The 12050-nt window shown below is 70.8% G+C and carries 11 protein-coding genes; 4 read left to right on the top strand and 7 right to left on the bottom strand.

Annotated elements, in window-relative coordinates:
• Position 1 precedes the first annotated feature (1 nt).
• From ACIBFB_RS02260 to ACIBFB_RS02245, 4 genes are all read left to right on the top strand, one after another.
• Positions 2–619: an MBL fold metallo-hydrolase gene (locus tag ACIBFB_RS02260; protein WP_397225233.1), complete on the top strand. Its 618-nt coding sequence runs from the start codon at positions 2–4 to the stop codon at positions 617–619.
• A 789-nt stretch (positions 620–1408) separates the two neighbouring features.
• On the top strand, positions 1409–2047 hold the full coding sequence (locus ACIBFB_RS02255; RefSeq protein ID WP_397225231.1) for a TetR/AcrR family transcriptional regulator: 639 nt from the start codon (positions 1409–1411) through the stop codon (positions 2045–2047).
• 34 nt (positions 2048–2081) lie between these two features.
• Entirely contained in the window at positions 2082–4517 is a 2436-nt protein-coding gene (locus ACIBFB_RS02250; protein WP_397225229.1) for an MMPL family transporter, read from the top strand.
• 34 nt (positions 4518–4551) lie between these two features.
• The gene (locus tag ACIBFB_RS02245; protein WP_397225227.1) at positions 4552–5082 is read left to right on the top strand and encodes a GNAT family N-acetyltransferase; all 531 of its coding nucleotides are present in this window, start codon (positions 4552–4554) and stop codon (positions 5080–5082) included.
• Here the strand turns inward: ACIBFB_RS02245 and ACIBFB_RS02240 are convergent.
• The 7 genes from ACIBFB_RS02240 to ACIBFB_RS02210 form a co-directional block, all read right to left on the bottom strand.
• Complete coding sequence (locus ACIBFB_RS02240; protein ID WP_397225225.1) at positions 5015–5659, bottom strand: hypothetical protein; 645 nt, start codon at positions 5657–5659, stop codon at positions 5015–5017. The genes ACIBFB_RS02245 and ACIBFB_RS02240 overlap by 68 nt on opposite strands.
• A 15-nt stretch (positions 5660–5674) precedes the next feature.
• Positions 5675–6028 carry a hypothetical protein gene (locus tag ACIBFB_RS02235; RefSeq protein WP_397225223.1) on the bottom strand — a complete coding sequence of 118 codons (354 nt, stop codon included), beginning with the start codon at positions 6026–6028 and terminating at the stop codon, positions 5675–5677.
• A 154-nt stretch (positions 6029–6182) separates the two neighbouring features.
• The gene (locus ACIBFB_RS02230) at positions 6183–6692 is read right to left on the bottom strand and encodes a DinB family protein (protein WP_397225221.1); all 510 of its coding nucleotides are present in this window, start codon (positions 6690–6692) and stop codon (positions 6183–6185) included.
• 295 nt (positions 6693–6987) lie between these two features.
• Complete coding sequence (locus ACIBFB_RS02225; RefSeq protein WP_397225219.1) at positions 6988–7782, bottom strand: succinate dehydrogenase/fumarate reductase iron-sulfur subunit; 795 nt, start codon at positions 7780–7782, stop codon at positions 6988–6990.
• Positions 7779–9749 carry a fumarate reductase/succinate dehydrogenase flavoprotein subunit gene (locus tag ACIBFB_RS02220; protein ID WP_397225217.1) on the bottom strand — a complete coding sequence of 657 codons (1971 nt, stop codon included), beginning with the start codon at positions 9747–9749 and terminating at the stop codon, positions 7779–7781. Before ACIBFB_RS02220 ends, ACIBFB_RS02225 begins: the two co-directional genes overlap by 4 nt.
• 26 nt (positions 9750–9775) lie before the next feature.
• On the bottom strand, positions 9776–10588 hold the full coding sequence (locus ACIBFB_RS02215; RefSeq protein WP_397225215.1) for a hypothetical protein: 813 nt from the start codon (positions 10586–10588) through the stop codon (positions 9776–9778).
• Between the two features lie 369 nt (positions 10589–10957).
• The gene (locus ACIBFB_RS02210; RefSeq protein ID WP_397225213.1) at positions 10958–11950 is read right to left on the bottom strand and encodes a LysR family transcriptional regulator; all 993 of its coding nucleotides are present in this window, start codon (positions 11948–11950) and stop codon (positions 10958–10960) included.
• Positions 11951–12050: the final 100 nt, after the last annotated feature.

Below are 12050 nucleotides of genomic sequence, written 5' to 3'. Positions count from 1 at the left end.
CGTGGAGAGACTCCGCACCTCGGGCGTCTTCAGCCTCGAGGGCAGCGAGTTCGACGTCGAGAACAACGTGTGGATCGTCGGGGACGCCGACTCCGCCGTCGTCATCGACGCCGCCCACGACCATGAGCGCATCGCCCGGGGCCTGGGCGACCGCGAACTCATGGCGATCGTGTGCACCCACGGGCACAGCGACCACGTCAACGCGGCTGTCGCCCTGGCCGACCTCACCGACACCCCGATCCTGCTGCACCCCGACGACGCCGAGCTCTGGCACCACGTCCACCCGAACCGCGAGCCGGACGCCCCGCTCCTGCACGGGGAGACCCTGGTCGCCGGGGGAGTGGAGCTGAAGGTCCTGCACACCCCGGGGCACACACCCGGCGGGGTCTGCCTGTACGCGCCGGAGATCGGCACGCTGTTCAGCGGGGACACGCTCTTCCCCGGCGGGCCTGGCGCCACGGGACAGCCGTTCTCGGACTTCCCGACGATCATCGCCAGCATCCGCGACCATCTGGTCGACCTGCCGCCGGAGACCGTCGTCCACCCCGGGCACGGCGAGTCCACCACCGTCGCCGAGGCCGCGGCGCATCTGGAGGAATGGGCCGACCGGGGCTTCTGACGCCCTGTGGGGGTGTGGGCCGGTGGGGTGTGGAGTGGGCCGGTGGGGCGTGGACCGGTGGATTCATGGCGTGGGCGTCGCCGCTCCCGTGCGGGGTCCCCGGCCGATCCCTGGGGCCGAGTGGGTGGGGAGGTGGGGAGGTGGAGAGGTTGCCTGGCTTCGCTGTGGTGCCGTACCGGTCGGGTCTCAGCAACCCCCCCTGTGGTCCTGTACCGGTCCCTCAGTAACCCCCCTGTGGTTGGGCGGGCGGGGAGGGTTTTCCCTAACCCCCCTGTGGTTGGGCGGGCGGGGAGGGTGTAGACCCCCTTTCCGGTGACGGGTGTGCGGACCTGTGTGGGGCTTGGGGCGGGTGTTTGCTGGACCGTCCACCCCCCGCTCCTGGGGTCGGGGGTGTCATCACTTCGGAATCACGTTCCCACGTGGTGGCCGCCTTCTGCATATCTGTGGACCGTCCGGGGTGACGGTAGGTGAGGGACCTCGCCCTCCGGAACGAATTCGCTGCGCGAACACGCCCTCCGGACGAGCCACACCCCCACCGGTGACCGGGGCAGTAAAACACCACACCCAGCCCGCTGGGGAGCCGCGAACAGGTCGACGCCAACCCCCCTTCGGTGACCCGAGGCGGGCACGCACTCCCCTGCCTCCTGGGGGAGCGAGGTGGGAGGGTTTCCGGTTGATCCCCTGCGGCACCAGGCCCTCGGTGACCCGACGTCGCGTTGGAAACCGACGTGATCCATTGCACTCGATGCATCTGTGCACTCCAGTGCAAGAAGCTTCTAGTGTGACGTCATGGCCCACACCACGCCGCCCGCCGCGAACCGTCGCGAAGCGCTCAAGGCCCGCCACCGCCGCGCGATCATCAACGCAGCCGCGGAGCTCATCGACGAGCGGAGCGGGCCGACCTTCACCGTCGACGAACTGGCGGAACGGGCGGACGTGGCCAGGCGGACGGTGTTCAACCACTTCTCCTCCCTCGACGACGTCGTCATGGAGGTGTGCGACGAGGCCGTCAGCGATCTGACCGACACCCTGCGCCGCAGCATCGCGGCCAGGGCGGAGGGCGGCGCGGGGTCGATGGCGGACCAGTTCGCCGACGCCCTCCGCGAGACCGACCTCCTCTCCACCATCACCTACCTGACCGGGGTCCTCGGCGGCCCAAAGCGGGACCTCTCGCACCGGGAGTTGCTCCTCGTCGACCGGGTGATGAACGAGTTCAGCGCCTCCCTCGCGGGGACCCTGGAACGCCACCACCCCGACGCCGACCCCTTCGACGTGCACATCCTGGTGGCCTCGTTCATCGCCGGACTCATGGCGGTGCTCCACCACTGGGACCGGGCCACGGGCGCGGTCGACACCCCCGAGACCCGACAGGTCTGGAACGACCTCCAGGAACGCCTGTTCACCACCCTGCGCGACGGGTTCGCCTGATCTCCGCTCCCCACCACGACACCGGAAGTTGACCATGGCAGAACTGCTCTACCGACTCGGTCGCGGCGCCGCCGGGCGCGCGCGGACCGTGATCGTCCTGTGGCTGGCCGCACTCGTGGCCGCCGCGGGGGCCTACGCACTCTTCGCCGGAGAGTTGGAGGAGAGCTTCTCCCTCCCCGGCACCCCGACCACGGAGGTCAGCGACCGGCTCGCCGACGAGTTCTCCGGGATGGGCAGCGGGACGGGCACCGTCGTCCTGCGCACCCAGGACGGAGAACCCTTCACCGACGGCCAACGCGCCGACATCGCCGACCGCGTCGAGGAGGCCGAGTCGGTCGACGGCGTCGAGTCCGCCGCGGACCCGTTCGGGATCGAGGCGGGGCGGGAGGCGCAGCGGGCGGAGATCGAGGAGGGCCGCGCCGAGATCACCGGCGGCCGTGAGGAGATCGAAGCCGGGCTGGAGGCCGCCCGTGCGCAGGCGGAGGAGGCGGGGACGCTCGACCTCGTCGAGCCGCAGATCGAGGAGCTGGAGGGTCGCCTCGCCGAGCTGGAGGAGGGCGAGGAGAGCCTGGATCAGGGCGCGCGCCTCCTGGAGCTGTCCGACGGCATCCGCGTGGTGTCCGAGGACGGAGCCACCGCCCTGGTCACGGTGGCCTTCACGGAGGAGCAGAACGAGGTCGCCCAGGAGACCAAGGACGCCGTCATCGCGGCCTTCGAGGAGATCCCGGGCGTCGACACCGACTTCGGCTCGGACATCGCCATGACGCCCCCCGAGGTCTTCGGCGTCGGTGAGGCGGTCGGCCTCGCCGTGGCCGCGATCGTCCTCGTCATCATGCTGGGCACCCTGATCGGCGCCGGACTGCCGCTCGTGCAGGCGCTCGTCGGCGTGCTCGTGGCGGTGCTCGGCGCGCTGGCGCTGTCGGACCTGGTGGCCATGTCGTCGGTGACGCCGATCCTGGGCATGATGCTCGGTCTGGCCGTCGGGATCGACTACGCGCTGTTCATCATCCACCGGCACCGCCGACAGATGCGGCGGGGCCTGGACGTGCGGGAGTCGATCGCCCTGGCCAACGGCACGGCGGGCAACGCCGTGGTGTTCGCCGGCGCCACGGTGCTCGTGGCTCTGCTCGGACTCAACCTGACCGGGATCGGCTTCCTCGGGATGATGGGGAACGTCGGCGCCCTCGCCGTCACGGTCGCTGTGCTTGTGGCGGTGACCCTCACCCCCGCGCTGCTGTCGCTGGTGGGCGAGCGCGTCCTGTCCCGCGGGGAGCGGGCCCGGCGGGGGTCGGCCCCCGCCGAGGACGGCGACGCCCCCGTGCGCACGATGGGCACCCTGGGAGCCGTCGCCCGGGTCGTGCTGGTGACCGCCGTGCTGCTGGTCGTCGCGGTACCCGCCCTCGAACTGCGCCTGGGGCTTCCGGACGGGTCGACCGAGGCGCACGACTCCACCCAGTACCGCGCCTACACGGCCGTGGACGAGGCGTTCGGGGCGGGGGCCAACGGGCCGCTCGTCGTCGTGGCGGACCTGCCGGGGTCGGACTCGGAGGAGGAGGCCGTCGCCCGGCAGCTGGACGTCGCCGAGGCGATCGCCGGGCGGGACGCGGTGGAGGCGGTCGCGCCGGTCGCGCTGTCCGACGACCGGAGCGTGGCCGTGTTCCAGGTCGTGCCGGCCGAGGGGCCGTCGAGCGAGTCGACCGAGGCGCTCGTCCACGAGCTGCGCGGGCTGGACCCGTTCGACGACGGCGCGGAGCTGGGCGTGGCCGGAACGGCCAGCGGCAACATCGACGTGTCCGACAAGCTCAGCGACGCCCTTCCCGGCTATCTCGCGGTGGTCGTGGGGTTCTCGCTGGTCATCCTGCTCGTGGTGTTCCGCTCGCTCCTGGTGCCGGTCGTGGCGACGCTCGGGTTCGTGCTGTCCTTCGCCGCCGCGCTCGGCGGTGTGGTGGCCATCTACCAGTGGGGGTGGCTGGGCGCCGTGTTCGGCGTCGAGTCCCCCGGACCGGTGCTGAGCTTCCTGCCGACGATCATGGTGGGCATCCTGTTCGGGTTGGCGATGGACTACATGCTGTTCCTGGGATCCGGCATGCGCGAGGCCTACGTCCACGGGTCGCCCGCCCGGGTGGCGGTCCAGAAGGGGCTGCTCGCGGGGCGCGCGGTGGTCACCGCGGCCGCGGTCATCATGATCTCGGTGTTCGCGGGGTTCATCTTCTCCCACACCGCCATGATCAGGCCGGTGGGCTTCGCCCTGGCGTTCGGTGTCCTGGTGGACGCGTTCGCGGTGCGGCTGACGCTGATCCCCGCGCTGCTGCACCTGGCCGGTGACAAGGCCTGGTGGCTGCCGCGGTGGCTGGACCGGATCCTGCCGGACGTCGACGTGGAGGGAGCCCGCCTGGAGCGGGTGCACACCCCCGGCTCCGAACGGGACGAGGAGGCGCCCGAGCCGGTGGGCACGGCGGTCGGCGGATAGCCGGGGAGGTCACGGCGTGGTCTAGGCTTCCGCCGTGGACGAGACGACGCAGGGCCTGCGGATCAGACCGGGCGACCCGGCCGACGCACCGGCGGTTCTGGACATGCTGGACGCCGCGGTGGTCTGGATGAACGAGCGCGGCAACACCGAGCAGTGGGGTACGACACCCTTCTCGCGCAAGCCCGGAGGGGTGGAGCGCGTCGAGCGGTACACCGCCGAGCTCACCCCGTACATCGCGGAGCTGGACGGAGTTCCCGCCGGTGCCCTGGTGCTGCACTCCGCGCCCAGTACCAGGATGCCGATCGCGCCCGCCGACGAACCCGAGCGGTATGTCCGGTTGCTGGTCTCCGACCGACGGCACGCCGGCCGGGGAGTCGGGGCGGCGCTGCTGGCCCATGCCGCGGAGGAGGCGCGGCGGGCGGGTGTCGCGCTGCTGCGCGTCGACTGCTGGGCGGGCGGCGGAGGGGAGCTGGTCGCCTTCTACCGGCGCCAGGGCTTCACCCCCACCGAACGATTCCTGTTCGGTGCGTGGCCGGGACAGGTGTTGGCCCGCCGGCTCGGCTGACGGCCCCGGCGCCCTCGTAGAAGGAGAGGAAGCCGGTCAGCAACTCGGGCGGGTTCGCCGCCGTGCTGAGGGCGATCTCGGCGTCGCCGCGGAACATGTCGTACAGGATGACGGGTGTCGGGCGGCCCAGGATCTCGGCCAGGCGGCCGCTGCGGTGCAGATGGCGGGCGAGGTCCACGCACAGGCCGTCGAAGTGGGCGGTCAGCCGCTCCTCCTCGGCCCCGGCGTTGTCGCTCACCTCATCGTCGGGAACGCCGTACCGCAGCCCCAGCCGCTCGGCGTCCCGGAGGAGCAGCGCGGCGCCCTCGGGGTCGGCCTCGGGGTGGCCGATGAACGCCTCCCGCTCCACGTCCAGCATCCAGTGGGCGTAGAGCCAGCGCACCTCCAGCGGGTCGGGGGAGGACTGGCGCCGCATCTCGGACCGGTAGTGCGACTCGGTGTTGTAGCCCAGCGCGAGGTAGGGGCGACGGGGGTCCTGGTCGACGCCCTCGATGCGCATCCCGACCAGGTAGACGTCGGACGGGACGGCGGACAGGGCGTGCTCCGCCGCGCGGCGCATGTGGTCGGAGAAGGACATCGCTCCTGCCGACGGCTACCAGCCGGGCCGCGGCCCCTGGCCGTGGCCGCTCTGCGCCTGGAGCAGGTTCGTGAGGTGCAGATGCAGCTCGTTGGCGATGTCGCGGCCCTCTCCCCAGTCGACCAGGCCCAGGTTCATGCTGGGCGAGACCCGGATCTGCGTGCCCTGGGGGAGCGAGTAGAGGTCGACGAACACGGTGAACCCCCAGGTACGCCAGCTCATGCCGGTGGAGAAGGAGTAGCGGTAGCCGCCGCCCGGCACCGGGTTCCCCGCGCCCGAGGCCTTCTTGGTGCGCTGCACGGCGGCGGGCAGCGTGTTCCACACCTGGTTCGGCGGGAACGGGAGCTGGTAGTCGAAGGTCGAGGGCACGCTTCTCCGTCCTCGGTGGGGGAACCGCCCGCGGCAGGAGATCCGGGGCGGAGACTTCACGACGATGTCTCGGTGCGCCGCATGCTACAGGGTCGGGTCGCGCCCCATGGCGGCCAGGCGTGTCCCCGCCGCGGTAGCCGTTGCGCGGGTTCCGCTACCGGGCCGCGCGCAGCAGCCGCAGCTGTCCGATCTCGGCGGCGTTCTTCATGAGTTCGGCGTTCACCCAGGCCACGGTGTCCGCGACGGTCATTCCACTGCCCTCCGGCCAGGGAAAGGGCGCGGCAGCGTCGAGATCGAGGGGGCGGGACATCTCCCGCGACCACCCTTCGCCCAGGTCGCGGAGCCAGGCCACGGACTTGTCCGGGCCGGGCCAGCGGACCTCGTCCCGCTCCCTGGGGGTGCGCCCGGCCAGGTGGTCCCGGGTGATCCCCCACCACCAGCCGATGTGCCAGGAGAGCCAGGCGATGGTCGGCACGGGCACGGGGTCGGGTTCGGTGTCGGCCCAGTCGGGGACCCAACCGCCCTCCGCGTCCCGCATGGTCCAGCAGAGCGCGGCGGGCTCCCAGAGGAAGTCCTCGGGGACCAGGCGGTCCAGGTGGTACTCGAACAGTGCCCAGGTGAGGTCGAACTGCCTGCGCAGCACGTCGGCGCGATCGTCGGTCATGGCGCACAGTCTTCCACGGGCACGGGCCGGGCTCCCAGTGGTTTTCCGGCCCTGGAATGAGCTCATCTACGTGTGGCGAGTGCTCTGGACGGGCCTGACGCGGAGAGGAGTGGAATTCTTCCGGCCCATTCCACGGAAGGGCGTTGCCTGGTCTTCTCTTCACACCCACGGATTCCTGCGCCGAAGACCCAGCGAAGGTCGGAAACCGCCGGCCTCGTCCGCAGCCTTCCGTTCGTCTTCACGGACTGACCACCCGTGCGGGGCGGCGGACCTCCGCCCCGCACGGCGCCGGGCCTCAGTCCCTGTCGGCGGGACGTCGGATGTTCGGCACGATCGGGGTGTCCTTGGGGCGCACGCCGATCTTCGATCCGAGCCAGACGAGCGGGTCGTACTTGCGGTCCACCACGCGCTCCTTGAGCGGGATCAGCGCGTTGTCGGTGATGTGGATGCCTTCCGGGCACACCTCCGTGCAGCACTTGGTGATGTTGCAGTACCCCATCCCGAAATCGTCCTGCGCGATCCTGCGCCGGTCGGCGGTGTCCTCCGGGTGCATCTCCAGTTCGGCGACGCGCATGAGGAACCGCGGTCCCGAGAAGTGCTCCATGTTCTCCTCGTGGTCACGGATCACGTGGCACACGTTGTTGCACAGGAAGCACTCGATGCACTTGCGGAACTCCTGCGACCGCTCGACGTCCACCTGGGCCATGCGGAAGTCACCGGGGCCGGTGGCGGGATCGGGGGTGAAGGACGGGATCTCCATCGCCTTCCGGTAGTTGAACCCCACGTCGCACACCAGGTCCCGGACCACGGGGAAGGTGCGCATCGGCGTCACGGTGACGACCTCGTCGGGCTCGAACACGCTCATCCGGGTCATGCACGAGAGCCGTGGTCTGCCGTTGATCTCCACCGAGCACGACCCGCACTTGCCCGCCTTGCAGTTCCATCGCACTGCCAGGTCGGGCGCCTGCGTGGCCTGGAGGCGGTGCAGCACGTCCAGCACGACCTCGCCCTCGTGGACCTCCACGGTGTACTCGGTCAGCCGTCCGTCGTCGCCGGAACCGCGCCACACCCGGAACCTACGGTCGCTCATGACCGGCCCTCCTCAACCGCCGTGTCCTCCGCCGCCCCGCCCGGCTCGGGGTCCTCGGGCAGCTCTTCCTTGGTCAGGTACTTGGCCAGCTCGTCGCGGTCGAACAGGTCCAGCAACGCGCGCGGGACGTCGGCGATCGGCCGCCGCGACAGCGTCACACCGTCGTCGCGGCCCGCCCTGACCTCCAGGTTGACCCGCCGCCACTCGGGTGACATCTCCGGATGGTCGTCGCGCGTGTGCCCGCCGCGGGACTCGGTCCGTTCGAGTGCGGCGGCGGTGACCGCCCGCGACACCAGGATCATGTTCGGCAGTGCGAGGGCAAGGTGCCAGCCCGGGTTGTACACCCGGTCGCCGGGCGCGCTGAGCAGACGCGAGCGCTCCTCCAGCTCGTCCAGGCGTTCCAGGGCCCGCTCCATCTCGGGGCCGCGCCGGATGATGCCGACCAGGTCGTTCATCGTGTCCTGGAGTTCGCCGTGCACGTCGTACGGGTTGACGCCGTCCCCCTGCTTGAGCGGGTACAGCGCCTCGGCGACCGCCTGGGCGGCCGCGCGTTCCACGGCGGCGCGCGGCGGCTCCGAGCCGTCCAGGGAGTCGAGGTAGGCGCTCGCCCCGAGTCCGGCCCGCCGCCCGAAGACGAGCAGGTCGGACAGGGAGTTGCCGCCCAGCCGGTTGGACCCGTGCATGCCGCCCGCGACCTCGCCCGCCGCGAACAGCCCGGGCACGTCGCAGGCGGCGGTGTCGGCGTCCACGCGCACCCCGCCCATGACGTAGTGGCAGGTGGGGCCGACCTCCATCGGTTCCGCGGTGATGTCCACGTCCGCCAGCTCCTTGAACTGGTGGTGCATGGACGGCAGCCGTGTGCGGATCTCCTCCGCGGACAGGCGGGTGGACACGTCCAGGAACACCCCGCCGTGCGGGGACCCCCGCCCCTCCTTGACCTCGTTGTTGATCGCGCGCGCCACCTCGTCGCGGGGCAGCAGTTCGGGCGGCCTGCGGTGCCCGGCGGGGTCGGAGTACCAGCCGTCGGCCTCCTCCTCGGTCTCGGCGTACTGGGATTGGAAGACGTCGGGCACGTAGTCGAACATGAACCGCGCGCCCTCGGAGTTGCGCAGGACCCCGCCGTCGCCGCGCACCGACTCGGTGACGAGGATGCCCTTGACCGACGGCGGCCAGACCATGCCGGTCGGGTGGAACTGGACGAACTCCATGTTGATGAGGGAGGCCCCGGCTCGCAAGGCGAGCGCGTGGCCGTCGCCGGTGTACTCCCAGGAGTTGGACGTGGTCCGGAACGCCTTGCCGATGCCGCCGGTGGCCAGGATGACCGTCGGCGCCTCGAAGAGCACGAATCCGCCGTCCACGCGCCGGTACCCGAACGCGCCGAGGATCCGGCCGAGCCGACCGTCGGAGGCCTCCTCGGTGAGCAGCCGGGTGACCGCGGTCTCGGCGAACACCCGCAGGCGGGCCTCCGGATCGCCGAACTCGGCGGCGTCGGCCTGTTGGAGCGCCACCACCCGCTGCTGGAGGGTGCGGATCATCTCCAGTCCGGTGCGGTCGCCCACGTGGGCGAGGCGGGGGTACTCGTGCCCGCCGAAGTTGCGCTGGCTGATCCGCCCGTCCTCGGTGCGGTCGAACAGCGCGCCCCAGTACTCCAGTTCCAGGATGCGTTCGGGCGCCTCGCGGGCGTGGAGTTCGGCCATGCGCGGGTCGTTGAGGAACTTGCCGCCGCGGAGCGTGTCGCGGAAGTGCACCCGCCATCCGTCGGCGGGGTTGACGTTGCCGAGTGCGGCGGCGGCGCCGCCCTCGGCCATCACGGTGTGCGCCTTGCCGAACAAGGACTTGGAGATGACGGCCGTGCGCTTTCCCTGTTCCCGGGCTTCGATCGCCGCGCGGAGCCCGGCTCCGCCCGCGCCGATCACCACGACGTCGTAGGCGTACCGGGTGATGTCGGGTTCTGCTGTGGAGGGCATGTACGGATGTCTTCCTTCCCCGGGGCTCAGTTGAGGATCCGCAGGTCGGTGATGGCGCCGCTCGCCACGAGGGCGATGTAGGCGTCCGTGGTCATGAGGGTGGCGATGCTGAACCAGCCGAAGTACATGTGCCGGTTGTTGAGCGCGGACAGCCGCGTCCACATCCAGTACTGGACGGGCCGGGTGCCGAAGCTGCGCAGGCGACCGCCGAAGACGTGGCGGCAGGAGTGGCAGCTGAGCGTGTACCCCCAGAGCATGAGCACGTTGACGAGCATGACCAGGTTGCCGACGCCGATCCCGAACCCGCCGTCGGTGCCGTGGAGGAAGGCGATCCCCATGTCCCACGTGTTGACGGCCGTGATGGCGAAGGCGGCGTAGAAGAAGTAGCGGTGGCCGTTCTGGGGGAGCATGAGCGGCCGGGTCTCGCCGGTGTAGGAGCGGTGCGGCTCGCGCACGGCGCAGGCGGTGGGCGCCTGCCACACCGACCGGTAGTAGGCCTTGCGGTAGTAGTAGCAGGTCACCCGGAACAGCAGCAGGATCGGCAGGCTGACCAGGGCGTAGGGGACGAAGGGCGGGAACTCCACGGGGAGCCGCCCGAACAGGGCCGCGTCCGGCGCGCACTGCTGCGCCAGGCACGGCGAGTAGAACGGGGTCAGGTAGTGGTACTCCTGGACCCAGTAGTGGTCCTGTTGGAACACGCGGACCGTGCCGTAGACGAGAAAGGCGGCCAGGCCCAGTGTGGTGAGGGTCGGTCCGAGCCACCATCGGTCGGTGCGCAGTGTGCGCTGGGCGATGCGCACCCGGCCGCTGTCCGGACGCGCTCTCTGTGACGAGGTCACCGTGGTCTCCACCTCTCTGAGGAGGGGCCCTCGGCTCGCGGGTGGGCCAACGCGCTCCCCGTGGCCGCGGCCGCTCTCCGTGCGTGCTGGACGGCTGGGGAGAAGCAGTAGCGAAGCCGTGCTGCAACGCAACGTTAGGGCGCTGTGATCACGGTCACGTTCCAGTGGCCAAGAAACATGGAGTGAACGTATGTGAAATACGCCACTCCCGGGGCTGGTTTTGCTCGAAATTATAGGCTTTTGGGGCGAATGTCGTTTTCGTGGTTTTCACCCTTTGTGGTAAAGGGGGTGAATCGTGGGGAAGCTGCTACCTTCCGACCTGTTCTTGTGGTTCGTCCGGTTCTGGAGCGCGGCTTCCCCGCGGCCTGGCTACGCGCCGTCCGCTCCCCGCGCGGGGTCCGCCGTCCCCTCGGGCGCGCCCGCGTCCATGGCCGAGATCAGCACCTCCAGGTCCGGGCCCAGCTCCTGCGGGGTCAGGGCCAGCAGGTACCGGTTGAGGTGGCGGCGGAAGGCGTCCGCCGAGTGCGACGGTTCCACGTCCTTGCGGTGCGCCAGCGCCACCGTCCGCAGCAGTCGGGGGCGGGCGAGGGGGGTCCCGCGCAGGCCGGGGCGGTTGCGCAGCACCATGCTCGGCACGACCGCCAGGCCGAGCCCCGCCTCCACGAACCGGAGGACGGCGTCCATCTCCCCGCCCTCCACGGCCAGCTCGGGGTCGAACCCCGCGGCCCGGCACGCCCGCAGCGTCGCCTCGCGCACGTCGTATCCGCGCCGGAACATGACGAGGGGGCGGCCCTGCAGCTCGGTGATGCGGATCGAGGCGCGGCCGTTCGGCGAGGGCTGGCTCATCGGGCTGGCCACCACCAGGTTCTCCCGCAGGATCGGCGTGGTGGCGAAGTCCGGGTCGCTGCTCTGCAGGGGGAGGATGATCAGCGCCAGGTCCAGCTCGCCGCGCCCGAGGTCGCGGATCAGGTCGCGCGAACCGCTCTCCTCGACCTGGAGTTCGATGCCGGGGAAGCGGGTGTGGAAGTCCGCGAGCACGTCGGCCAGCAGCCCCGCGCACAGTGACGGGGTCGCGCCCAGCCGCACCCGCCCCTGGCGGACCCCGGCCAGCTCCGCGACCTCGCGGCGGGCCGTCTCCAGGTCGGTCAGCATCCGCTGGGCCAGCGGCAGCAGCGCCTCACCCGCCGGTGTGAGTGTGATGTTTCCCCTGGCACGACTGAATAACGGTGCTCCCAACTCCCGCTCAAGGCTGCGGATCTGTTTGCTCAAGCTGGGTTGCGCGACGCGCGAAAGCTCGGCTGCGCGGGTGAAATGGCGTGTACGGGCTACCGCGACGAAGTACGCGAGCTGCTGGAACTGCATGCTTCATAGCCTAGGGCTATGGACACCAGGGTCCTGATGACTTGGACGTCAGACTTATCTCGATTTTAAAGTGGCAGGCTGTGGCGAACAGTACCTTGAC

Origin of the sequence: Nocardiopsis sp. NPDC050513 (assembly GCF_044457925.1) — a bacterium.
In the GTDB taxonomy this organism is placed as follows: domain Bacteria; phylum Actinomycetota; class Actinomycetes; order Streptosporangiales; family Streptosporangiaceae; genus Nocardiopsis.
The sequence above is the reverse complement of the archived record's forward strand: the minus strand, read 5'-3'. Positions and strand labels throughout refer to the sequence as shown.

Coding starts and splice junctions, on each gene's coding strand:
- ACIBFB_RS02225 (WP_397225219.1), bottom strand. CDS start 7,782: ATGAGCGACCGTAGGTTCCGGGTGTGGCGCGGTTCCGGCGACGACGGA.
- ACIBFB_RS02210 (WP_397225213.1), bottom strand. CDS start 11,950: ATGCAGTTCCAGCAGCTCGCGTACTTCGTCGCGGTAGCCCGTACACGC.
- ACIBFB_RS02230 (WP_397225221.1), bottom strand. CDS start 6,692: ATGACCGACGATCGCGCCGACGTGCTGCGCAGGCAGTTCGACCTCACC.
- ACIBFB_RS02250 (WP_397225229.1), top strand. CDS start 2,082: ATGGCAGAACTGCTCTACCGACTCGGTCGCGGCGCCGCCGGGCGCGCG.
- ACIBFB_RS02255 (WP_397225231.1), top strand. CDS start 1,409: ATGGCCCACACCACGCCGCCCGCCGCGAACCGTCGCGAAGCGCTCAAG.
- ACIBFB_RS02220 (WP_397225217.1), bottom strand. CDS start 9,749: ATGCCCTCCACAGCAGAACCCGACATCACCCGGTACGCCTACGACGTC.
- ACIBFB_RS02240 (WP_397225225.1), bottom strand. CDS start 5,659: ATGTCCTTCTCCGACCACATGCGCCGCGCGGCGGAGCACGCCCTGTCC.